General features: G+C 53.4%; 22 protein-coding genes. All 22 read right to left on the bottom strand.

Going from position 1 to position 23,936, the window contains the following annotated elements; translation table 11 throughout:
* Positions 1 to 38: 38 nt before the first annotated feature.
* The 22 genes from TH30_RS07040 to nuoI all read right to left on the bottom strand — a co-directional run bounded on the left by TH30_RS07040 (position 39) and on the right by nuoI (position 23,921).
* Positions 39 to 857: a phosphatidate cytidylyltransferase gene (locus TH30_RS07040; RefSeq protein ID WP_258548644.1), complete on the bottom strand. Its 819-nt coding sequence runs from the start codon at positions 855 to 857 to the stop codon at positions 39 to 41.
* A complete protein-coding gene (locus TH30_RS07035; protein WP_114097370.1) occupies positions 844 to 1,584 on the bottom strand; it encodes an isoprenyl transferase in 741 nt (246 codons plus the stop codon). The genes TH30_RS07040 and TH30_RS07035 overlap by 14 nt, the downstream gene beginning before the upstream one ends.
* A gap of 2 nt (positions 1,585 to 1,586) precedes the next feature.
* Positions 1,587 to 2,150, bottom strand: coding sequence for a ribosome recycling factor (frr, locus tag TH30_RS07030; protein ID WP_114097369.1), 564 nt, complete (start codon positions 2,148 to 2,150; stop codon positions 1,587 to 1,589).
* Positions 2,151 to 2,152: 2 nt separating this feature from the next.
* Positions 2,153 to 2,884, bottom strand: a complete 732-nt coding sequence (gene pyrH, locus TH30_RS07025; protein ID WP_068518933.1) for a UMP kinase — start codon at positions 2,882 to 2,884, stop codon at positions 2,153 to 2,155.
* Between the two features lie 165 nt (positions 2,885 to 3,049).
* On the bottom strand, positions 3,050 to 3,973 hold the full coding sequence (tsf, locus tag TH30_RS07020; RefSeq protein WP_114097368.1) for a translation elongation factor Ts: 924 nt from the start codon (positions 3,971 to 3,973) through the stop codon (positions 3,050 to 3,052).
* An 86-nt stretch (positions 3,974 to 4,059) separates the two neighbouring features.
* On the bottom strand, positions 4,060 to 4,839 hold the full coding sequence (gene rpsB / locus TH30_RS07015; protein ID WP_114097367.1) for a 30S ribosomal protein S2: 780 nt from the start codon (positions 4,837 to 4,839) through the stop codon (positions 4,060 to 4,062).
* 231 nt (positions 4,840 to 5,070) lie between these two features.
* Complete coding sequence (gene dnaE / locus TH30_RS07010) at positions 5,071 to 8,556, bottom strand: DNA polymerase III subunit alpha (RefSeq protein ID WP_114097366.1); 3,486 nt, start codon at positions 8,554 to 8,556, stop codon at positions 5,071 to 5,073.
* A gap of 99 nt (positions 8,557 to 8,655) precedes the next feature.
* Entirely contained in the window at positions 8,656 to 9,390 is a 735-nt protein-coding gene (locus TH30_RS07005; RefSeq protein WP_114097365.1) for an ABC transporter ATP-binding protein, read from the bottom strand.
* Entirely contained in the window at positions 9,383 to 10,633 is a 1,251-nt protein-coding gene (locus TH30_RS07000; RefSeq protein WP_114097364.1) for a lipoprotein-releasing ABC transporter permease subunit, read from the bottom strand. Before TH30_RS07000 ends, TH30_RS07005 begins: the two co-directional genes overlap by 8 nt.
* Positions 10,634 to 10,745: 112 nt before the next feature.
* Positions 10,746 to 12,065 (bottom strand): proline--tRNA ligase, encoded by a 1,320-nt coding sequence (gene proS / locus TH30_RS06995; protein ID WP_114097363.1) that lies wholly within the window; start codon positions 12,063 to 12,065, stop codon positions 10,746 to 10,748.
* 167 nt (positions 12,066 to 12,232) lie between these two features.
* A complete protein-coding gene (locus TH30_RS06990; protein WP_114097362.1) occupies positions 12,233 to 12,790 on the bottom strand; it encodes a hypothetical protein in 558 nt (185 codons plus the stop codon).
* 417 nt (positions 12,791 to 13,207) lie between these two features.
* The gene (locus tag TH30_RS06985) at positions 13,208 to 13,447 is read right to left on the bottom strand and encodes a DUF1467 family protein (protein ID WP_114097525.1); all 240 of its coding nucleotides are present in this window, start codon (positions 13,445 to 13,447) and stop codon (positions 13,208 to 13,210) included.
* 104 nt (positions 13,448 to 13,551) lie between these two features.
* Positions 13,552 to 13,956, bottom strand: coding sequence for a methylmalonyl-CoA epimerase (mce, locus tag TH30_RS06980; RefSeq protein ID WP_044826779.1), 405 nt, complete (start codon positions 13,954 to 13,956; stop codon positions 13,552 to 13,554).
* 145 nt (positions 13,957 to 14,101) lie between these two features.
* Positions 14,102 to 15,778 (bottom strand): ribonuclease J, encoded by a 1,677-nt coding sequence (locus TH30_RS06975; RefSeq protein WP_181850172.1) that lies wholly within the window; start codon positions 15,776 to 15,778, stop codon positions 14,102 to 14,104.
* Positions 15,779 to 15,851: 73 nt separating this feature from the next.
* The gene (locus TH30_RS06970; protein WP_114097361.1) at positions 15,852 to 16,643 is read right to left on the bottom strand and encodes a type III pantothenate kinase; all 792 of its coding nucleotides are present in this window, start codon (positions 16,641 to 16,643) and stop codon (positions 15,852 to 15,854) included.
* 42 nt (positions 16,644 to 16,685) lie between these two features.
* Entirely contained in the window at positions 16,686 to 17,444 is a 759-nt protein-coding gene (locus TH30_RS06965) for a biotin--[acetyl-CoA-carboxylase] ligase (RefSeq protein WP_114097360.1), read from the bottom strand.
* Positions 17,445 to 17,446: 2 nt separating this feature from the next.
* Positions 17,447 to 18,886 (bottom strand): NADH-quinone oxidoreductase subunit NuoN, encoded by a 1,440-nt coding sequence (gene nuoN, locus TH30_RS06960; RefSeq protein ID WP_258548643.1) that lies wholly within the window; start codon positions 18,884 to 18,886, stop codon positions 17,447 to 17,449.
* A gap of 11 nt (positions 18,887 to 18,897) precedes the next feature.
* A complete protein-coding gene (locus TH30_RS06955; RefSeq protein ID WP_114097358.1) occupies positions 18,898 to 20,415 on the bottom strand; it encodes an NADH-quinone oxidoreductase subunit M in 1,518 nt (505 codons plus the stop codon).
* A gap of 6 nt (positions 20,416 to 20,421) precedes the next feature.
* Positions 20,422 to 22,425 (bottom strand): NADH-quinone oxidoreductase subunit L, encoded by a 2,004-nt coding sequence (gene nuoL, locus TH30_RS06950; RefSeq protein WP_114097357.1) that lies wholly within the window; start codon positions 22,423 to 22,425, stop codon positions 20,422 to 20,424.
* A gap of 7 nt (positions 22,426 to 22,432) precedes the next feature.
* Positions 22,433 to 22,741 (bottom strand): NADH-quinone oxidoreductase subunit NuoK, encoded by a 309-nt coding sequence (gene nuoK, locus TH30_RS06945; protein ID WP_007089416.1) that lies wholly within the window; start codon positions 22,739 to 22,741, stop codon positions 22,433 to 22,435.
* Complete coding sequence (locus TH30_RS06940) at positions 22,741 to 23,349, bottom strand: NADH-quinone oxidoreductase subunit J (protein ID WP_114097356.1); 609 nt, start codon at positions 23,347 to 23,349, stop codon at positions 22,741 to 22,743. The genes nuoK and TH30_RS06940 overlap by 1 nt, the downstream gene beginning before the upstream one ends.
* 83 nt (positions 23,350 to 23,432) lie before the next feature.
* Positions 23,433 to 23,921 (bottom strand): NADH-quinone oxidoreductase subunit NuoI, encoded by a 489-nt coding sequence (nuoI, locus tag TH30_RS06935; protein WP_068518918.1) that lies wholly within the window; start codon positions 23,919 to 23,921, stop codon positions 23,433 to 23,435.
* Between the last annotated feature and the right edge of the window lie 15 nt (positions 23,922 to 23,936).

Here is a 23,936-nt window from a genome sequence, read left to right as displayed (position 1 = left end):
CAAACACCTGTGAAAAAACGATCGATGGTTCGACCGCCCTATCGCAAGGCAAGCCCTGCGAAACAGATAATAATAAACGCAACCGGAAACACCGAAAGCATTCCGTCAGCACGATCAAGAAGACCACCATGTCCAGGGATCAGATTGCTGCTGTCTTTGACCTTGAAGTGGCGTTTGAGCGCAGACTCACCAAGATCGCCAATTTGGGCAACAACAGCCAGAACCATGCTGACCCCGACAATATTCCAGTTGATCTGATCGGCACTGAAATAGGTTACAATTGCACCAATGAGACCAGCACAAACCATCCCCCCGATCAGCCCGGCCCAGGTTTTTTTGGGACTGAAGCGCGGAGCGAGCTTCGGACCGCCAATCGTCTTGCCAAATGCGTATCCGCCGGTATCTGTCGCCCAGACAAGGAAGAACAGCCACATGATCGTTAAAAGACCATCAGGGTCCTGATTGCGCAGCCAGAGTGCCGCAAGTGCTGCCACAGAGACATACAGAACACCAAATCCGGCCAAAAGCCAGTTTCGCCCTGCACGTGCAGCAGCAATAATTGTGCTGATCGCGATCGGCAGCACGATGAATTCATCTTGTCCCGCAACTTGCATCAGAATGGCAACGCCAAGCGCAACAGCCGCTACAACAGAAATGCCGTTAGAAAATTTCGGAGCACACATGCGCGACCATTCCCACATCATGCCCGCGGAAAATACGAACAACAGAATGTCGAAATAAGGCGCCCCGAACCACACAGCAGCAATAGCCACCGGCGTCATAACCAACGCAGAAAGAATGCGCGGCTTCAATCCGGAATTATTATCTTTAAGACGGTCGGCTTCAGATGACAGCACCAAAACGCCGCTCCCGTCCGGCAAAGTTATCTATCGCTTTTTCCAGATGGGCCCGGTCAAAGTCCGGCCAAAGAACATCTTCAAAGATGAATTCAGTGTAAGCCGACTGCCACAAAAGGAAATTGCTGATGCGTTGTTCACCACTGGTTCTGATCAAAAGATCCGGATCAGGAATGCCAACTGTTGACAGATTCTGCTCGATGATATCTTCGGTAATCGCATCGGCTGAGATTTCGCCTGCCGCCACTTTTCTTGCGATCTCGCGCATGGCATGAGCAATCTCTGCACGCGCCCCGTAACTCAAGGCAATCGTCAGATTAAGACGGGTATTTCCGCTGGTTTGTTCTTCGGCCTTGTCGAGCAATGCACGAATATCATCAGCAAAGCGCGACCTATCACCGATGATACGGATTTTGATACCGTTTTTATGCAATGTCGCAAGCTCGCGCTTCAGAAACAGACGCAGCAGCCCCATCAGGTCACTGACTTCACTTTCCGGACGCTTCCAGTTTTCCGTCGAAAACCCGTAAAGCGTCAGATACTCAATTCCAAGGGCGACTGATGCTTCGATCGTGCGACGAACAGCGTCGACACCGGCACGATGCCCCATGGTACGCGGGCGCCCACGCCCACGCGCCCAGCGCCCGTTGCCATCCATAATGATAGCAACATGACGCGGAACCGTCCGGGTATCTGAAGGTTGGGTTTGCGAAGAAAACACAGCCATAATCAGACTTGCATGATTTCCTGTTCTTTATTTGCCAGCGTCTCGTCGATCTCGGCAATGACCTTATCGGTCAGCTTCTGGATCTCTTTTTCTTCGCTGTGCATCTCGTCTTTGGAAATCTCGCTGTCTTTTTCCCATTTTTTCAGCTGATCCATGCCGTCACGACGCACGTTGCGGACCGACACCTTGGCTTGTTCGGCATATTTTCCTGCAACCTTGGACAGCTCAGCGCGGCGTTCTTCGTTCAGTGCCGGGATCGGAACGCGAACAAGCGTACCATCAGCAGCCGGGTTAAGACCCAGCCCGGAATCACGGATGGCTTTCTCGACGGATTTCACCATCGACTTGTCCCAGACCTGAACCGAAAGCATACGTGCTTCGGGAACGCTGACAGATGCCACCTGGTTAAGCGGGGTCGGAACGCCATAGGCTTCAACCATGACCGGCTCAAGAAGGCTCACACTGGCGCGCCCGGTACGCAGACCGGTGAATTCCTTGTGCAATACTTCGACTGCCCCTTCCATACGGCGGGACAGGTCCTTTTTTAGGCCAGCAACGTCAGACACGTTCAGTCTCCATTCGAAATAATCGTAAACGTCCCCTTTGCAGTAACGACGTCTGCAAAGGCACCCGGATTATGCAAAGAAAATACGATAACCGGAATATCATTTTCGCGAGCCAAAGAAATAGCCGATGCATCCATCACACGCAAATCTTTGGACAAAACTTCCATATAGGTAAGTTGGTCGTAACGTTCTGCTGTGGGATCGGTTTTCGGGTCAGCGGTGTAAACACCATCAACCTGAGTCCCCTTAAGCAGCGCATCGCAACCCATTTCAACAGCACGCAATGCAGCCGCCGTATCCGTTGTGAAGAACGGGTTACCGGTACCCGCAGCAAAGATGACGACCCTGCCCTTTTCCATGTGACGGACAGCCCGACGGCGGATATAGGGCTCACAAACAGAAGACATCGGGATGGCAGACTGAACACGGGTCTGAACGCCATGGCGCTCAAGCGCATTCTGAACGGCCAGCGCATTCATGATGGTCGCCAGCATGCCCATATAGTCGGCGGTTGCGCGTTCCATACCCTGCGAGGCCCCTTTGACGCCGCGGAAGATGTTTCCGCCGCCAATCACCATGCAAACTTCGGCACCCATGTCATGAACGGCTTTGATTTCGCTGGCAATCCGGTCAACCGTTTCAGGATCAATCCCGTATTGCTGTTTCCCTAAAAGCCCTTCACCCGAGAGCTTAAGAAGAACGCGGCGAAATTTCAGTTGGCCGTTTTCTGCCATATCTCAATGCCTCTTAAATGCCGATGTAACGCATTGCCCGAACACGGGAAATGCAAAATTCAGATATAAAAAGACCGGCGAGTAACAGGGCGGACATGCGCTGCCGACCTCGCCGGTCTGGATCATACACGAAATGATGCGCGAAGCACCATTCCGATCATATGTTTATTTCTTCAGCTGCTCAGCAACTTCTGCAGCAAAGTCTTTTTCTTCTTTCTCGATGCCTTCACCGAGTTCGAAGCGGACAAAGCCCTTAAGGGTGATCGGCTTGCCAGCTTCTTTAGCAGCATTTGCGATCACGTCTTTGACTTTGTTTTCACCGTCAATAACGAAGGTCTGCTCAACCAGAACGACCTGCTCGTAATATTTACGGATACGACCTTCAATCATCTTCTCGATGATTTCTGCCGGGCGACCGGATTCTTTGGCCTGCTCGGTCAGAACGGCTTTCTCGCGCTCGACCAGTTCAGGATCCAGATCTTCAACGGTTGCCGATGCCGGATTGGTTGCCGCAATGTGCATTGCGATCTGTTTGCCCAAACCGTCAAGAACAGCGGCATCAGCTTCCGATTCCAGAGCAACCAGAACACCGATTTTACCGAGGTTAGCAGCAACTGCCGAGTGGATGTAGGACGCAACGACGCCCTTCTCAACCGACAGACCAGCCGAACGGCGCAACGACATGTTTTCGCCGATGGTAGCGATCATGTGAGTGACCTGCTCTTCGACGTTACGTGAAGTACCCGGGAAAGCAGTAGCTTTAAGGGCATCAATGTCGCCATTTGCAGCAACAGCCTGGGTCGCGATTTCACCGACAAACTTCTGGAAGTCTTCGTTACGAGAAACGAAATCGGTTTCCGAGTTCAGCTCGATAACTGCACCTTTGTTGCCGTCAACAGCAACAGAAACCAGACCTTCGGCAGCAACACGGCCAGCTTTCTTGGCGGCAGCTGCAAGACCTTTGGTGCGCAGCCAGTCAACAGCTGCTTCAAGGTTACCATCGGTTTCGGAAAGCGCTTTCTTGCAATCCATCATGCCAGCGCCGGTGGTTTCGCGAAGCTCTTTTACGAGAGCAGCGGTAATAGCCATTTTTAAAGCCCCTATTACGCGATCAGGTGAACACCTAACAAAACGGCGGCATGCTAGCCGCCGTTTCATCAGATACAAAGTGAAACTTATGCGGAAGCTTCTTCTGCAGCTTCAACTGCGGCAGCTACTTCGGCCGGAACTTCTTCCGCTTCGCCGAGATCTGCGCCAGAAGCAGTCATTTCTTCCTGGATACCGTCCAGAACAGAACCAACGAACAGGTCACAATACAGCTGGATCGCACGGATCGCATCGTCGTTGCCCGGAATCGGGTACTGAACGTTTGCCGGATCAGAGTTGGAATCGAGGATTGCAACGACCGGAATGTTCAGGTTCTTTGCTTCATGAACAGCAAGTGCTTCTTTGTTGGTGTCAACCACGACGATGATGTCCGGAAGACCACCCATGTCCTTGATACCGCCAAGTGCGCGCTCAAGCTTGTCGCGCGAACGGGTCAGGTTCAGGATTTCTTTTTTGGTCAGACCTTCTGCACCTGCAGACAGGATTTCTTCCTGTTCTTTAAGGCGTTTGATCGAATTGGAAACAGTATTCCAGTTGGTCAGCATGCCGCCGAGCCAGCGATGGTTCACATAGTACTGGCCGCAACGCTTTGCAGCGTCTGCGATGATCGGGGAAGCCTGACGCTTGGTACCGACGAAGAGAACACGACCGCCCGAAGCAGTTACGTCGCGAACAGCCTGCATCGCACGATGCAGCATCGGGACGGTTTCCTGCAGGTTCAGGATGTGGATGTCGTTACGTGCACCAAAGATGAATTTTTTCATCTTCGGGTTCCAACGGCGGGTGTGGTGACCAAAGTGGACACCAGCTTCCATGAGCTGGCGCATGGTAAAGGTTGGCAATGCCATAATAGTTCCTACCTTTTTCCGGTTAATACCTCCGCGAAAGGGAATTTCACGCCTCATGCATGAAACACCGGATGGACGAGTTGCCATATGACGGCAGTCGCCGCTCTTCCGCGTGCGATGTTCGGGGCGGGTTTTAATCCCGTACCGACAAGAATGCAAGCCCTAAAGTGCGCATTTCTGCGCGCTTTGTGAAGGATCGAACCAATTTAACAGATCACACAATGGAATTGATCAGATTTCTTCGGCGAATTCGACACCGGGAATGGCACCGATCGCCCCGATAAGGGACGGACCGACCTTGTATTTGTCGTCAAGCTCGATTTCGGCCATCCGGCCGTCATCACAGACAGACGAAAGCGTCACAAGACCACGCCCCTTTCCCGCACCTTCGAGAAGCTGGCGAATTTCAGCAACCGGATCGGGGCGGTTCAGGCGAATACGGATGCCCTCAGCGGCACCGGCAACGGCCTGCTCCAGATCCTCGACGCGCTGTCCCTGAATACGCAACTGCCCCTCGCGCATCTCGGCGGCTACCACAAGCAGTACGGGACGACCCGCATTGATGATTTCCTTATAGGCAGCCCAGGCTTCGGCCCAAAAGGCGACCTCGAAACTTCCAGTCGGATCGGAGAACATTACAAAGGCAAACTTTGACCCGTTCTTTTTTGATATCATTTCGCGCGCGTTGATCAATGTCCCGGCAAGGCGAATGGCGCCCTTGTTCTGTGCACGCATTCGGGCTGGCAGTTCCTTGATCGGGGCAATCCCGATCCGCTGGATACTTTTACCAAATGTATCAAGGGGATGAGCCGACAAATAGAAACCGATGGCCGAGAATTCCTCGGTCAGCTTTTCCATCGGCACCCAGTCGCGTTCATCCGGCAGACGGATCTTGTCTTTGCCAAAGCCGCTACTGTCACCGAACATTGAAATCTGATCATCGTTGCGGGCCTGCATTTCACGCTGGGCAACGGCGATTACCTTGTCGACATTCTCGAACATGACCTTGCGATTGGGTGACAGGCAGTCAAGGGCCCCTGCCCGCACAAGGTTTTCAAGCAAACGCTTGTTCACAGCACGGCTGTCAATACGTGATGCAAAATCGGTTATATCCTTGAAAGGCCCATTGGCCTCGCGTTCCGCCACAAGGCTTTCCATCGCCGCGTCACCAACATTTCGGACCGCGGCCAATGCATAGCGGATCTTGCGCACGCCATCGTGGTTTTCGACGGAAAATGCCACTTGGGAATTATTGACGCATGGTGGCAGGATTTCGATCTCAAGACGTTCGACCTCCTGCTTGAACACCGCAAGTTTTTCGGTGTTATGCATATCGAGCGTCATAAGTGCGGCCATGAACTCGACCGGATAGTTCGCCTTCAGATAAGCTGTTTGATAGGCTACCAGCGCATAAGCAGCGGCGTGGGATTTGTTAAAGCCATAGGATGCGAACTTCGCTACCTGATCGAAGATGTCAGACGCCTGCCCGCGATCAACGCTGTTCTTTTCCGCGCCATCGACAAACAGGCTGCGCTGTTTTTCCATTTCCTCGGCGATTTTCTTACCCATTGCACGGCGCAACAGGTCAGCACCGCCAAGCGAGTAGCCCGCCATGATCTGGGCAAGTTCCATGACTTGCTCCTGATAGATCATGATGCCATAGGTTTCTTCGAGGATCGGCTGCAACATCGGGTGCATGTAATCAGGTTCTTCCTGACCATGCTTACGCGCAATGTAATGCGGGATATTGTCCATCGGCCCCGGACGATACAGCGCCACGACAGCGATAATATCTTCAAGCGTATCGGGCTTCAGCCCCCGCAAAACATCCTGCATGCCCTGGGATTCGAGCTGGAACACGCCAACCGTTTCCGCAGCAGACAGCAATTTGAACGACGCTCTATCATCGAGAGGAATCGCACTGATATCAAAGTTTTGCGGGACGTCTTTACGTTGAAGCATGAGCTTGACGGCTTCGATGATCACCGTCAGCGTCTTCAGACCAAGGAAGTCAAACTTCACAAGACCGGCATTTTCAACATACTTCATGTTGAACTGGGTGACCGGCATGTCCGAACGCGGATCGCGATAGATCGGGACCAGTTCATCAAGGTCGCGGTCCCCGATCACCACGCCCGCCGCGTGGGTCGATGAGTTACGATAAAGCCCCTCGATCTGCATCGCAATTGACAGCAAACGGTCAATATCGGGGTCTTCACGCGCAATCCGGCGAAGGTCGGGTTCCATGTCGATCCCTTCCTTAAGCGGGATCGGTTTGGCTGGATCACCCGGGATCATCTTACAGATCTTGTCGACATAGCCATATGGGATGCTCAGAACGCGACCAACGTCACGCACGGCCGCCTTTGCCTGCAGCTTACCGAAGGTGATGATCTGGGCAACACGATCATGTCCGTATTTCTTCTGGACATATTCGATTACCTCACCGCGCCGGTCCTGACAGAAATCGACGTCAAAGTCAGGCATGGAGACACGTTCCGGATTAAGGAAACGTTCGAACAGCAACGAGAAACGCAACGGATCAAGGTCGGTAATCAAAAGCGCATAGGCAACCAGCGACCCTGCACCCGAACCACGACCAGGCCCGACCGGAATCCCGTGATCCTTGGCCCATTGGATAAAGTCCGCAACGATCAGGAAGTAACCGGGGAAGCCCATCTGGTTGATGATGCCCAGTTCGTAATCAAGGCGTTCCCAATATGGTTTGGCGATTTCTTCCTTTTCGGTATCCGACATGCCTTCGGTATAGACATATTTTTCCAGACGCCCCTTAAGGCCTTCTTCGGACATGTGACGCAATTCATCGACCTCTGTGCGGCCTTCGCCGCAGTCGAATGGCGGCAAGATCGGGTCGATCTTTTCAACGTGCCAGGAACAACGCTTCGCAATCAGAAGCGTATTGTCACAGGCCTCGGGGATATCGGCAAACAAGTCGCGCATTTCGGCTGCGGTCTTGAAGCGGTGATCGGGCGTGAGTTTCCAGCGATCTTCCTGACCAACAACAGCCCCCTGCCCAATACAAATGAAGACGTCGTGCGCTTCATACATATCAATCGACGGGAAATAGCAGTTATTGGTGGCGACAAGCGGCACATTGTGATCATAGGCAAGTTTGATCAATCCGGGCTCGACCAGATCTTCCAGCTCTTCACCGTGGCGCTGCAGTTCAATATACAGACGATCACCGAATATATCCTTGAGCTGGGCAAGGCAATCTTCGGCCTTTTCAACCTGTTCTTCGGCCAGAAGTCGCGCCAGTGGCCCGGTCGGGCCACCGGTCAGGCAAATGACGTGATCGGAATAGGTGCGAATATGCTCGTACAGGGCTTTGGGTTCGCTACCGGCTTCGGATGTCATGTGGGCGCGCGACACAATTTTCAGAAGATTGAAATAACCTTCCTTGTTTTGTGCAATCAGCACCAGACGATCCGGCATCGGTTCGCGGGCGATTTTCCCGACAACAGGCTTATCGCCAAAGCGTTCCACCCCCATCTGAACGCCAAGGATCGGCTGAACACCGCTACCACTAAGCGCGCCAGCAAAATCAAGAGCGCCAAACATGTTGTCGGTATCGGTCATTGCAACGGCAGGCTGGCCGTCAGCAGCACAGAGTTTCGCCAGCTCCTTGGTCGTGATGGCACCTTCGGCAAGCGAATAGTTGGTGTGAACACGAAGATGGACGAAACCGTTTTCCATCGGAGCTAGACCTCTGAGATAAAGTAAAAAGGCAGGTGACACATCGCATTCCGGCCCCGGAATGCGATGTGTCAGACCAGCTTAAAGAATTTTGATCGCTTAGGAAAGTTCGGCTGGATCAAGTTCGATCAAATGACCATCACGCAGGGTCACGACCCGGTCCATCTGGCGCGCCAGTTCCGGGTTATGGGTCGCGATCAGCGACGCCAGTCCGGTTTCGCGTACCAGTGTCATCAACATGCCAAACACGGTTTCGGCGGTCTGCGGATCAAGGTTGCCGGTCGGTTCGTCGGCAAACAGGACATCCGGCACATTGGCGAGCGCGCGGGCAATTGCCACACGCTGTTGCTCGCCGCCCGAAAGGCGTGCCGGACGGTGATCTGCACGCTTTTCAAGACCAAGACAGCGCAACAGTTCAAGTCCGCGTTCGTCGGCTTCTGCCCGTTTAAGCCCGTTGATCATTTGCGGCATAACGACATTTTCCAATGCGGAAAACTCCGGCAGCAAATGATGGTACTGATAGACAAAACCGATATGCTTTCGACGCATCTCTGTACGGGCAAGATCAGAAAGATCGGTGCTGCGTTTGCCACCAATCGACACCAGACCACCATCGGGCTTTTCCAGAAGCCCGGCAATCTGAAGCAGCGTAGATTTACCGGCACCGGACGGGCCGACAAGGGCGACGATTTCGCCCTGATGAATTTCAAGATCAACCGATTTGAGGATTTCGAGCTGATCTGGCCCCTGATTGAAGATGCGATCAATCTTTTCAAGGCGCAGAACAACATTGCGCGAACGCTGTTTGGCTGTGGTTTTGATCAGATCACTCATAACGCAGGGCCTCCACCGGATCGAGGCGTGACGCACGCCATGCCGGATAGACGGTCGCAAGGAAAGACAAGCTCAGTGACATCACACAAACCAGCACCACTTCGCTGACATCCATGTCCGCAGGAAGCTGCGACAGGAAATAGATCTCGGCGTTAAACAGATCGGTCCCGGTCAGGGTTTGAATGAACTGACGGATATTTTCAATGTTCAGACAGAACAGCACCCCGATGATCAGACCGCTGAGCGTTCCCAGGACACCAATAGAGGCACCTGCAAGGAAGAACACCTTCATGATGGACTGTCTCGTCGCCCCCATTGTTCGCAGGATCGCGATATCGCGCCCCTTGTCCTTCACCAGCATGACCATGCCCGAAATGATGTTAAATGCGGCGACCAGAATAATCAGGGTCAGAATCAGGAACATCACATTGCGTTCGACCTGAAGTGCATTGAAGAACCCGGCATTGGATTGCTGCCAGTTCACAAGTCGCAAGCGTTCACCAGACAACGTGGTCAGCAACTGATCCATGGTATCTCCAAGGACCGAGATATCATCAAGCATGACTTCGAAATGCGTGATCTGTTCAGGCAGACGGAAATAAACCTGGGCTGCTGATAACGGCATGAAGATAAAGCCGCTGTCATATTCATACATGCCAATATCAAACAGACCGGCAACCGTATAAGCCCGGACGCGCGGAACCGCGCCAAACGCTGTTACATTGCCCTTGGGCGAAATCAGGTTGACCGTATCGCCGACACCGACGCCAAGTTTCATGGCAAGGCGCGCACCCATGATCACGGTATCATCGCCCTTGAAGTCATCAAGCGATCCGAAAACGATGTTATCAGCAATCGTCTTGCGCTTTTTGACGTCTTCAGGACGCATACCACGTACAATTGCACCCGATGCACGACCGTTTTTCGATGCCATCACCTGCCCTTCGACCACGGGGACCGTCATCATGACATTTCCGGTATCGGCGATCTGCTTTTCGATCTTGGCATAGTCACCAATGCCACCATTGCCCTGCGCATAAACAGAGATATGCCCGTTCAGCCCCAAAATACGGCCAAGCAGTTCGGCACGGAAACCGTTCATCACCGACATAACGATAATCAGCGTCGCAACACCAAGCATGATGCCAAGCAACGAAAAGATGGCGATGACGGAAACAAAGCCTTCCTGCCGACGTGGACGCAGGTAGCGAAAGGCCACCATACGCTCGAACGGACTGAACATGGGCAATCTATCCTTGTGGAATATGGTCAGGAAATGGTCCGGGTGGCCTGGAGCCCCCAAAGCCGAAATGATAACGGGGCAGCCTTAAGCCGCCCCGTCAAACAATATTTTATCAGGCGCTGATCTGGTTCAGAGCCGCTTCGAATGTGACTTCTGTTTTTTCACCGGTTCTGCGGTTTTTCAGTTCAACCACACCGTTTTTCAAGCCTTTCGGGCCAATCACGATCTGCCATGGCAGACCAATCAGGTCCATATCGGCGAATTTGCCACCCGCACGAATGTCGCGGTCATCATAAAGAACCTCGATGCCAGCGTTCGACAGCTTCGCATAGGCATCTTCACAGGCAGCATCGCATTCATCGTCACCTGTACGCAGGTTGATCAGACCAACCTTGTAAGGTGCAACCGCATCGGGCCAGATAATACCGTTTTCATCATGCGATGCTTCGATCAATGCACCGACAAGACGCGAGACACCGATCCCGTAAGACCCCATCATGACCGGGACTTCCTTGCCATCCGGGCCAAGAACAGTCGCGCCCATCGGTTCAGAATATTTGGTTCCGAAGTGGAAGATATGGCCGACTTCGATCCCGCGGGTCGCGATCAGGTCATCACCGGAAATCGGGCTGTTGGCCGGATCGTGCTTTTCTTCGGTCGCGGCATAATCAACCAGCGTACCCTGCACCCAGTTTTCCAGAGCAGTACGGTCATTAAGATCAACGCCCTTGCCGCTCAGGTCCTTGGCGAGCCACTTCTGGTCGCAGAAGACTTCGCTTTCGCCGGTATCGGCGAGAATGATGAATTCATGGCTCAGATCACCACCAATCGGTCCGGTATCAGCAACCATCGGAATGGCCTTGACGCCCAGACGGGTGAAGGTCCGGCAATATGCCAGGAACATCTTGTTATAGGCGTGACGCGAGCTTTCGTAATCGATATCGAACGAATAGGCATCCTTCATCAGGAATTCGCGCCCGCGCATCACGCCAAAGCGCGGGCGGATCTCGTCACGGAACTTCCACTGAATATGATACAGCAGCTGCGGCAGCTGTTTGTAGGAACGCACATCCTTACGGAAGATATCGGTGATGGCTTCTTCGTTGGTCGGACCAAACAGCATCTGACGATCATGGCGGTCCGTAATGCGCAGCATCTCAAGACCGTAATCGTCATAACGACCACTTTCCTGCCAAAGCTCCGCCGGCTGGATCGTCGGCATCAGCAATTCGTTGCAACCAACAGCGTCCTGTTCTTCACGAACAATCTGTTCGATCTTTTTAAGAACACGGTAGCCAAGCGGCAACCATGAATAGATCCCTGACGTGAGCTGACGCACCATGCCGGCGCGCAGCATCAGACGATGAGAAACGATCTGTGCTTCTGACGGGGTTTCCTTCAGGGTCGGCAGAAAGAACTGGGAAAGACGCATCAATGCCTCGTGATGATCAAATCTGAATATGTGGGTGTATAAACCTTGCCCGGAAAATGCGACAGCACAGCCCGAAACGCAAGCCGGAACTTCGTAATATGATCCCGGCCTGCATAGTTTTAAATGATGGCAAAACTGCGATGGTCGAAATCAGACGCGTATTCCGATCAGCGAAAGCCCGCTTCGCGACAAGCGGCGATCAGTTCGTCACTATATGCCTCGTCGCCCAGCGGCTGATCATTAAAGTACACCCGGCCGTTGCGATATGTGATTTTGCCAATCGACTGCTCGCCGCTAACACCGTCCGGCACTGCGATGCCGCTATATGCGAAGAAGTCCAGCGTCACCGGAAATTCGATTTCCTTTGGCAAGGATTGCAAAATATTGCTGCCCCCATTCAGATCAGCTCCGACAACCTTGTTGCCACGAACATCAACACCGGGCTGATAGGCAACATCCGCATCCGGCACGTGTTGTACCAAAGCACGACAAGCCGACTTTGACACGGTGATCGTCTGTTTGACATCCTCGACAACCGGAGACGTCGCGTCGGCATCACCGGTCAGCGGATTTTCTTGCGAAGATGGAAACGGGGATTCGGCCTGCGCCATCGCCCCGGACACCGGAACCGCAATCATCAAGGTTGCAGAAACAACCGCCAATAGTCTGATTTTTAGACCCAAGCCATGGCTGGAAATAGGTTCGACCAATGGAATATTAGTCATCTTGTAGTTTCACCCTATCTGTGTGCGGTGCAGCATCGAAACATTTGTGAAGTTTGGTCAAAACATCTTGCATAAAACTGAAACATGTGGCTTTTTAATCCTCCGCTTTCGGCGCAAGATCGTTGCGGGAGGCGTATCGCAGCCGCTCATAAAATTGCGGGAGGCTTTGTTGCCAATAAGCATACAAGAAGCAGGCGCGACGTCGAATTAAAACCTGTGCTACATGCCCAGGTCTTAGGAGGAAGCATAAAAAAGATTACGGGAAAATAGCTATAAAAATAGCATCTTAGCAAGATCCTCGCGATCTTGCTTTTTTTTTGCTCCTGCCCCGTCCAATCCGATTTTGTGCAGTCTTTAACGACAAAACCCCGCAGAATTTTGTGCGGGGTTTTATGTTATCTGCAATGACTGTCTGGTTTATTGCGGCGGGCGGACTTCGATCATGCCACTGGTAATCACAAAGACCGCAACAGCCCACAAAATTGCTGAAATGACACTGGTGGCGAAGACCTTTTTCCACATATGGGCTTTTTGCGGTGCGCCGCTGTCATTTCCGGGTTCAACATTTTCCTCGCGCTTCACGCCGAATGGTAAAACCATGAACAGAACAAGCCACCAGATAACGATATAGACCAGCAGTCCTGAAAACCAGTTCATGAGTTTCTCTTCTTTGTGGTGGGCAAAATTCTTGTCGGTGGGAAACAGCACGCCTGCCCGGTGATATCATCACGGGACAGGTGTCTTGATTGCACGGGGTGTTGTCAAACCTGCTCAAGTTCGACCAGTGTGCCGTTGAAATCCTTGGGATGCAGGAACAGAACCGGCTTTCCATGTGCCCCGATCTTTGGTTCACCATCACCAAGAACGCGCGCGCCGCTTGCCTGAAGCTTGTCTCGTGCTGCCAGAATGTCATCAACCTCATAGCAAACATGGTGAATGCCGCCAGACGCGTTCTTTTCAAGGAATCCCTTGATCGGTGAATTCTCACCCAGTGGATAAAGCAATTCGATCTTGGTATTGGGCAGTTCGACAAAAACCACCGTCACGCCGTGATCGGGTTCGTCCTGTGGCTCGGATACTTTGGCCCCAAGGACATCACGATACTGCGCAATGCCTGCTTCAAGGTCCGGTACGGCGATGGCGACGTGATTTAGCCGTCCAATCATGGTCTTGCTCCTGCGAATATGATCTGCCCGATCAGCGTCAATCTAGGATAGCCGAACGCCAAAAGACAATTCCCCATTTCGTCGAACAGGCAATTAATCGTCGGGTTCTTTCCGGGGACTGTGATCGGGGTCGCTTTACGGGCAATCAGCTCTTTTCCGTGACACGTACCAGATGGACTTCGATCAGCGGGCGTTTGCCAAGACGCTGGCGCACCGGACGACGCAATGCCTGACGAACGGCAAGGATAACAGCCGCATCATCAAGAACCTCGTCATCATTAAGCTGATCTACCCGATTGCCTATTTCAGCAGCGAAATGATCCAGACGCGTTTCGTCTCCCGGCTCGTCAAACAGGCTGGGGGCCGTGATCATCGGATCATTGACCATTTCACCGAACTGGTTGAGCACCAAGGTGACAAACATGACACCATTCCAGACGATCCGGTTACGGTTGCGGATAGTGTCGGCATCACGCTTAAGCAGGCGCCCGCCATCAAGGGCAAGAATGCCTGCCTCGGCAACACCGATCACATGTGCTTCGCCCGGTGACAGACGGATGACCGTGCCATCATGGGGAATGACTTGTTCGGGGATCTGGCATTCTGCGCCCAGTGCCGCCTGTTCACACAGATGACGGGTTTCCCCATGCACCGGAACAAGGATTTTCGGACGGGTCAGCTGATACATCCGCGTCAGGTCTTCGCGTCCGGGATGGCCGGAAACATGAATCGGCTCGTCACGTGCAGTAATGACCTTGATGCCACGACGGATCAGAAGATTCTGGATATAGCCGATGGATTTCTCGTTCCCCGGAATTTCACGGGCCGAGAAAACAACCGTGTCACCGGGATCAAGTTCGACCGTCGGATGATCGCCCTTGGCAATGCGCGACAATGCAGCACGCGGTTCGCCCTGTGATCCCGTGCAAATCAAAAGAACCTGATCCTTGGGCACTTCCATGGCTTCGTCATCAGACAGAAGATTCGGATAACCGGTCAGATAGCCGACTTCACGCGCAGCCTCGGTCACGCGATTAAGCGACCGCCCGGCAAGACCGACACAGCGCCCGTTTTCATGAGCAGCTTCGATCACTGACTGAACACGCGCGACGTTGGTGGCAAAGCAGGCAACGGCAATGCGCCCCTGTGGATGCTCCTTAAACAGGGTCGACAGATTCTTGGCAACGTCGCCTTCTGATCCGGTTTTACCTTCGGAAAAGACATTGGTCGAATCACAGACCAGCGCCATCACACCCTCATCGCCCAAAGCTTCAAGCTTTTTGACATCGGATGCTTCGCCAATCTGGGGGTCAGGGTCGAATTTCCAGTCACCTGTATGGACGATCAATCCCTTGGGCGTGCGGATGGCAAGGGCATTGGGTTCGAGAATCGAATGGGTCATGGTGACAAATTCGATATCAAAGCAGCCCAGTTTGAACCGGCCGCCAAGTTCGATCACGTGGATCGGCACCTGATCGGCAAAATCGGTTTCTGACAGTTTGGCCTTAAGGAATTCCGCCGCAAACGGTGTTGCATAGATCGGACATTTCAGTCGCGGCCACAAATAGGGCACAGCGCCCAGATGGTCTTCATGCGCATGGGTCAGAACAAGACCAAGCAGCTTGTCCTTGCGTTCCTCGATAAAGGCTGGGTCGGGCATAACCACGTCAACACCGGGAAGTCCCTCCTCGCCAAAGGAAACACCCATATCAACCATCAGCCACTGATCGTCGTAGCCATAAAGGTTAAGGTTCATGCCAATCTCGCCGGAACCGCCGAGCGGCACAAACAACACTTCGTCTTTTGGCAAATACAAATCCACTGACGGTATTCCTTTACTTTCGGCACTCGGATCAGATACGGGGATCAGTCCCCGTATCCGGCGCAAGCCTTCATCAGGCCTGATTGGCAGTCTTGTTGCTGTTGCGACGGTAAATCATCAACAGCCCCAGCATGGTCAGATCGCCATGCAAATGTTCAATTTCATCTACAGCCTTTGTAAATAGCGGTGCAAGCCCGCCAGTTGCAACGACCTTGATATGCTCAAGGTTTTGCTGTTTGCGGATACGGGCAAGCAGGCCTTCGATCATGGACACATAGCCCCAGTAAACGCCGGACTGCATCGCTTCGACGGTATTTTTACCGACAACATTGCGCGGGGCTTCGATCGCGACCATCGGCAACTGGGCCGCCGCCATGTGAAGGGCCTTGATTGACAGGTTAACACCGGGCGCAATCACACCACCCAGATAATCACCATTGCTGTCGACAACATCAAAAGTCGTCGCCGTCCCGAAATCAAGAACCACCAGCGGTCCGCCAAACAGGGCGTGGGCTGCGACCGCGTTGACAAGACGGTCAGCACCGACTTCGCTGGGGCGGTCCATGACGATCTTCATATCAAGATCAATCTCCGGGTCCCCAACGACCATCGGTTCAACATCGAAATAACGACGACACAAGGTCTTCAGGCTGAATTCGGCCGCGGGCACCACTGTCGCGATAATCGCGCCCGTGATCGCGTCCACCGGCACACCGGCCAGCGTAAACAGGTGATGTAACCATACGCCCAATTCATCGGCAGTACGTTCTGTGGTGGTTGAACAACGCCACTGTCCCTTGATGGTATCCCCATCAAATACGGCGAAAACGATGTTGGTGTTCCCGGCGTCAATCGCAAGCAACATGATGCTTACAGGCCTCCGCTAATCGCAAGGGTATCATTCATATCAGGACGCAAAGAAGACTTCGCCAGCCCCGATACGGTGTTCTGTTCCGTTGTCTTCTCTTAGGACAAGTGAACCATCATCATCAAGTCCGACAAAAGTTCCCGACAACTCGCGTTCGGTCAAACGGGCAACAACCGGCTTGCCAATCCCGTAGCCACGCGCGAGCCAGGCTTCGCGAATGGGTGCAAACCCCTCGTTCTCCCAGATCGGTAACCAGTGGGCAATGCGCCCGACATAGGTCGAAACCAGATCATCGACCGAAACCGGCGCACCAAGGGCGGCAAGCGACGTTGCCTGACGTTCGGAGTCCTCGGGGAAAAACGCGACATTCACCCCTGCCCCGATCACAAGGTAATCGGTCGCCGATCCCTGATTGGAGGCACTTTCAAGCAGGATGCCGCAAATTTTGCGGCCATTGACCATCAGATCATTGGGCCATTTGCAATCGGGCCGAACCTGATTGCCAGTCACTGTCTCAACCGCCTCGGCCATGGCAACAGCAATCAGAAAAGTCAGGCGAGCTGCATCTGCCAGCGAACAGGTCGGACGCAACAGCAAGGAAGAATAAAGATTGCCGACCGGTGATGACCAGCCCCGACCGCGACGACCGCGACCGGATGTTTGTGTTCTTGCTAGAACAAGGGCGCCACTTTGGGCGCCCTTGTCTGCGAGGCGCTTGGCCTCATCATTTGTGCTGTCGATCGCTTCCAGTTCATGAAGGTAGAACCCTTCGGGAAGACGGATCGTTCGCGCTGTCATTCTTACATTCCGAACAGGGATGCCGCAGCGGCAGCTGCGCTGTCCATCAGAAGGTTCGGGAAGAAGACAAAGGCAAGGATGATAATCGTGGCAACAGCCATGATCACGTTCATCTCGGTGCCATTGCGATCGAACCCTTCGACCGGCTCATCGAAATACATGACCTTGATGATGCGCAGATAGTAATACGCACTGACAACCGAAGTCACGAGACCGATAACAGCAAGCGTCACAAGACCGGCATCAACGGCTGCCTTGAAGACATAGAACTTGCCAAAGAAGCCAGCAAGCGGCGGAATACCGGCCATCGAGAACATCAGGATCGCGGTAATCGCAGCCATCAGCGGCTTGGTTTTGGCAAGACCGGCAAGATCGGTGATCTCTTCGGCCATACGGTCATTACGACGCATGCACAGAATGACGGCAAAGGTGCCCAGGTTCATGACAAGGTAAATGCCAAGATAAACCAGAATACCGGTAACACCGTCCTTGGTGCCTGCTGCCAGACCGACCAGTGCAAAACCAACGTGACCAATGGACGAATAGGCCATCAGACGTTTGATGTTTTCCTGACGAAGTGCGGCAAAAGAACCAACAGCCATCGACAGTATCGAAATCAGAACGATGATCTGCTGCCAGTCTTCAACAACACCACCAAACGGGCCGATAGCGACACGGATAAACAGTGCAAGACCTGCAATCTTCGGAGCAACCGCAAAGAAGGACGTGACCGGGGTCGGTGCACCTTCATAGACGTCCGGAGTCCACATGTGGAACGGAACAGCGGAAACCTTGAAGCACAGACCGGCAAAGATGAACGCCATACCGACCATCGCGCCAACCGGCAGGTTGCCAGCAACCAGGGTTTCTGCAAGCACGTCGAAATTGGTGGTTCCGGTGAAACCGTAAACCATCGACATGCCATAAAGCAGAATGCCCGAAGCGATCGAACCAAGAATGAAGTATTTCAGACCCGATTCCGTCGAACGCACAGTGTCACGGCGAATAGCTGCAACAACATAAAGCGCAAGCGACTGCAGTTCGAGACCGAGATACAACGACAGCATATCGGTTGCCGAAACCATCGCCATCATGCCAAGGGTGGCAAGGGTGATCAGGATCGGGAACTCGAAACGTGACATATTTTCGCGTTCGGCAAAGTTCATTGCCATGATGATACCGGTTGCAGAACCGATCAGGATCATGACCTTGCAGAACTTGGCAAAGGCATCAGCCGTGAACTGACCATAGAAAGCAGTTCCGCCCTCGCCTGCCACCACCAGAACGATGGTAACAAGCTGAACAGCAACGGCCAGCCAGGATACAGTACGGAAGGCTTTGTCCTTGCCTGCGAAAACCCCAAGCATCAACAGCGCCAAGGCAGAAACTGCCATAAACATTTCGGGCAGTGCGGCCCCGAGGTTGAGCATAGAAACTCCCATGTTCATTCCCCTCAATTCGCGGCCAGCTGGGCGGCATGTGCCGCTGCAGCCTGGGCCGTTTCGACCTGGTTGACGAGGTTTTCAACCGAAACATGCATGATGTCGAGGAAGGAGACCGGATAGACCCCCATCCACAATACAACGACCACCAGCGGTGCGAAGATCAGCCATTCACGCGGACTCAGATCGAGGATTGATTTCAGGTTCTCTTTGGTGAGTGCCCCGAAAATAATCCGGCGATAGAGATACAGCGCATAAGCCGCACCAAGGATCAGACCGGTTGCAGCAAAGAATGCAACCCAAGTGTTTGCTTCGAACGCGCCCAGCAGAGCCAGGATTTCGCCAACGAAACCACCCGTCCCCGGAAGGCCGACAGACGCCATGGTGAAGAACATAAAGATCAGCGCATAGCTCGGCATACGGTGAACAAGACCGCCATAGGCGTCAATTTCACGGGTATGGATGCGGTCATAGACAACGCCAACACACAGGAAGAGCGCGCCCGAAACCACACCGTGGCTCAGCATCTGGAAGATCGAACCTTCGATACCGTGCTGGTTAAAGGTGAATGCACCGATGGTCACGATACCCATATGGGCAACCGACGAATATGCAATCAGCTTTTTCATGTCCTGCTGGGCCAGAGCGACCAGCGAAGTATAGATGATTGCAACAATCGACAGTGTGAAGACGAGCGGCGCGAAGGTTTCAGATGCCAGCGGCATCATCGGCAGCGAGAAACGCAGGAAACCGTAACCACCCATCTTCAAAAGGACGCCAGCCAGAATAACCGAACCGGCAGTCGGCGCCTCAACGTGGGCATCCGGAAGCCAGGTATGAACCGGCCACATCGGAACCTTGACCGCGAAGGATGCAAAGAATGCCAGCCACAGCCACAGCTGCATATTATAGCTGAACCCGTGCTCCATCAGGGTCGGAATGTCGGTGGTACCTGCGTCGAAATACATCGCCAGCAGAGCAACCAGCATCAGAACCGAGCCAAGAAGCGTATAAAGGAACAGCTTGAATGCCGCATAGACACGACGCTGACCGCCCCAGACACCGATGATGATGAACATCGGGATCAGGACACCTTCAAAGAAGAGATAGAACAGCAGACCGTCAAGCGCGCTGAACATGCCGACCATCATCGTTTCAAGAACGAGGAAGGCGATCATGTATTCCTTCACGCGCTTCTGGATGGCTTCCCATGCCGAAAGAATACAGATCGGCGTCAGGAAGGTCGCAAGCAGGACGAACAGAACGGAAATACCGTCAACGCCCATGTGATAGGAGATGTTCAGACCCGGCATCCAGTCCGCCTGTTCGACGAACTGGAAATCTGCGGTCGTTGCATCGAAGTTCACCCACAGCATCAAGGAGACGAGGAAGGTGAACCCCGAGGTCCAAAGCGCAACCCAACGGGAATTGCGGGCAACAGTCGCCTCTTCACCATTGATCAGCAGCAGCAAGGCTGCGCCGATCAGCGGCAAGAAGGTGACGATCGAAAGAATTGGCCAATCACTCATCGCCCGTTAACCCATCTTCCAAATTGTGTAGGAGACCAGCGCTGCAATACCGATCAGCATTGCAAATGCATAGTGATAGACGAAACCACTCTGAATGGCGCTGACGCGACGTGCGATGTTACGGCAAGCAGCAGCAACACCATCCGGGCCGCAACCATCAATGATGGCACCATCACCCGATTTCCAGAAGCCATAGCCAAGAGCAAAGGCCGGCTTTACGAAAATCTTGTCATAGAGTTCGTCAAAGTACCATTTGTTCAGCGCAAAGCGATACAGACCGTTGAAGGTGTTCGCCAGAGTACGCGGAAGCGACGGAACCAGTTTGTACATCACAAGCGCAATGACAAAGCCTGATACCATGGCAACAAACGGTGCCAGTTTGACCCAACCCGGAACATGGTGGGCATTTTCAAGGGCAGTATGACCTTCGGCCATGAAGATCGCGCCGTTCCAGAAGGACAGCATTTCTTCATAGTCGCCGCCACCGAACCAGTCTTTTGCAAACCAGCCGGCAAAGATCGCACCAACAGTCAGGAACAGCAGCGGACCGGTCATGACAGCCGGGCTTTCATGAACATGTGCCATGGTACGTTCATCGGCGCGCGGAGCACCAAAGAAGGTCATGAACACCAGACGCCAGCTATAGAACGAGGTCATCAGTGCAGCAAGGATACCAGCCCAGAAGGCATAAAGACCGACATTGGTATGTGCAGCATACGCACTTTCGATCACAAGGTCCTTGGAATAGAAGCCTGCAAGGCCCGGGAAACCGGTAATCGCAAGCGTACCAACCATCATGACAGCAAAGGTCAGCGGAACCATTTTCCAGATACCACCCATCTTGCGCATGTCCTGTTCGTCAGACATCGCATGGATGACCGAACCGGCCCCAAGGAACAGAAGCGCCTTGAAGAAGCCGTGGGTCATCAGGTGGAATACACCAGCCGAATATGCCGACACGCCGCAAGCAAAGAACATGTAGCCGAGCTGCGAACAGGTCGAATATGCAATCACGCGCTTGATGTCGTTCTGAACGCAACCGACGGTCGCGGCAAAGAATGCTGTGGTCGCACCAACGATGGTGATGATCATCAGGGTGGTTTCAGCATATTCGAAGATCGGCGACAGACGCGCGACCATGAATACGCCAGCCGTTACCATGGTTGCCGCATGGATAAGTGCGGAAACCGGGGTCGGGCCTTCCATTGCATCGGGAAGCCATGTGTGCAGACCAAGCTGTGCCGATTTACCCATCGCGCCGATGAACAGCAGGAAGCAGGTAATTTCCAGAGCGGAGAATTCGTGCCCCAGGAACATCAGTGTCGTACCGGCGACTTCTTCGGCATTACCAAAGATGACGTCGAACTGGACGCTGTCAAACAGCACATAGACCGCAAAGATACCAAGTGCAAAACCGAAGTCACCGACACGGTTAACGACGAAAGCCTTGATCGCAGCAGCCGACGCCGACGGTTTGGAATACCAGAAACCGATCAGAAGGTAGGATGCAAGACCAACGCCTTCCCAACCGAAGAACAGCTGGATCAGGTTGTCGGCAGTAATCAGCATCAACATCGCAAAGGTGAACAGGCTGAGATACGCCATGAAGCGCGGCTTGTCCGGATCATGCGACATGTAGCCGATCGAATAGATATGCACCATCGAGGAAACACCGGTCACAACGATCAGCATCACACAGGTCAGCGTATCAATACGCAGGGCCCAGGAAGCATCGAAGCTGCCCGAAGAAATCCAGGTGAACAGTTCGATCGTCTGCGGGTTGCCGCCAAGGGCGACATCCACAAAGGCAAAGATCGAAATGATAAAGGCAATAACAACACCGCAAACGGTGACAAGCTGTGCCACACGATCAGCCGAAGAAACACCATGATGGTGATGACCATGTGCGTCATGCGGGGCATCTTTTGCGGTCGACATTGCGCCGACCAGCGTGATGGCCCCGGCAATGGCTGCCGCGATCAGGGGCAGGAATACAATCAACGGATACATATCTGCCTTACCCCTTCATCATGTTGATGTCTTCAACCGCGATGGTGCCGCGGTTACGGAAATAGACGACCAGGATCGCCAGACCAATCGCTGCTTCAGCCGCAGCAACCGTCAGAACGAAGATGGTGAAAACCTGTCCAACGAGGTCGCCGAGGAACGACGAGAACGCGACCAGATTGATATTGACCGCCAGCAGCATCAGCTCGATCGACATCATGATGATGATGACGTTCTTGCGGTTCATGAAGATGCCGAAGATCCCGAGTGTGAAAAGGATCGCCGCGACGGTCAGATAATGTGCAAGACCGATTTCCATCAGATCCCCCTTCCGACCGGAACTTTTTTGATTTCAAGCGTATCAGCGCGGTTACGCTTGACCTGCTCGGAGATTTTCTGACGACGGACACCTTCACGGTGACGCAGCGTCAGGACAATTGCGCCAATCATCGCAACAAGCAGAACCAGACCAGCCGCCTGGAAGATGTATGCGTAATCGGTATAAATCAGACGACCAAGCGCCTCTACGTTTGTAACGCCTTCCGGTGTCGGCTGCGCGAGAACCGCGACCGCCCCGTCCGTCAGGGTCCAACCAGCGCCAACCAGTGCAAGTTCGACAAACAGAACAACTGCGATCAGAACCCCGATCGGCAGGTAGTTCAGGAAACCCTGGCGCATTTCAACAAAGTTGATGTCCAGCATCATCACGACGAACAGGAACAGGACTGCAACCGCGCCGACATAGACGACGACGAGCAGCATGGCGAGAAACTCGGCACCCAGCAGGACGAAAAGTCCGGCTGCGTTAAAGAATGTCAAGATCAGCAACAGTACCGAATGCACCGGGTTGCGAACGGTCACAACCGCAGTCGCGGACAGGACCGCGACGGTAGCAAACAGGTAAAAAGCCAAAGCCTGTACGACCATAAGGTACCCCCTTGGCGAACCGTTGCCGCCCTTCTGGCTGACAACGGCCCATGAACTCTCTTTCTAACGATCAGACGCGACACTTACCGGTAAGGTGCGTCTGCCTCCAATCGTGCAGCAAGCTCGGCTTCCCAACGCTCGCCGTTTGCCAGCAGCTTGTCCTTGTCATAGAACAGCTCCTCGCGGTTTTCGGTTGCGAACTCGAAGTTCGGACCTTCGACGATGGCATCTACCGGGCAGGCTTCTTCACAGAAACCACAATAGATGCATTTCGTCATATCAATGTCGTAGCGGGTTGTACGACGCGAACCATCGTCACGCGGCTCTACCTCGATGGTAATTGCCTGTGCCGGGCAGATTGCTTCGCAAAGTTTACAAGCAATGCAACGCTCTTCCCCGTTCGGGTAGCGGCGCAGTGCGTGTTCACCACGGAAACGCGGGCTCAGCGGGCCTTTTTCATACGGGTAGTTCAGCGTCACTTTCGGCTTGAACATGTATTTCAAGGTGAGCGCCATACCCGATACGAGTTCCGCGAGCAGGAAGCTCCGGGCCGTCCGATCAATAAATGACATCGTTTACCTCTCTCT

The sequence above is a fragment of the Thalassospira profundimaris genome, assembly GCF_003326795.1.
GTDB classification, from domain to species: Bacteria; Pseudomonadota; Alphaproteobacteria; order Rhodospirillales; family Thalassospiraceae; genus Thalassospira; species Thalassospira profundimaris_C.
This window is presented reverse-complemented; position numbering and strand designations above follow the sequence as displayed.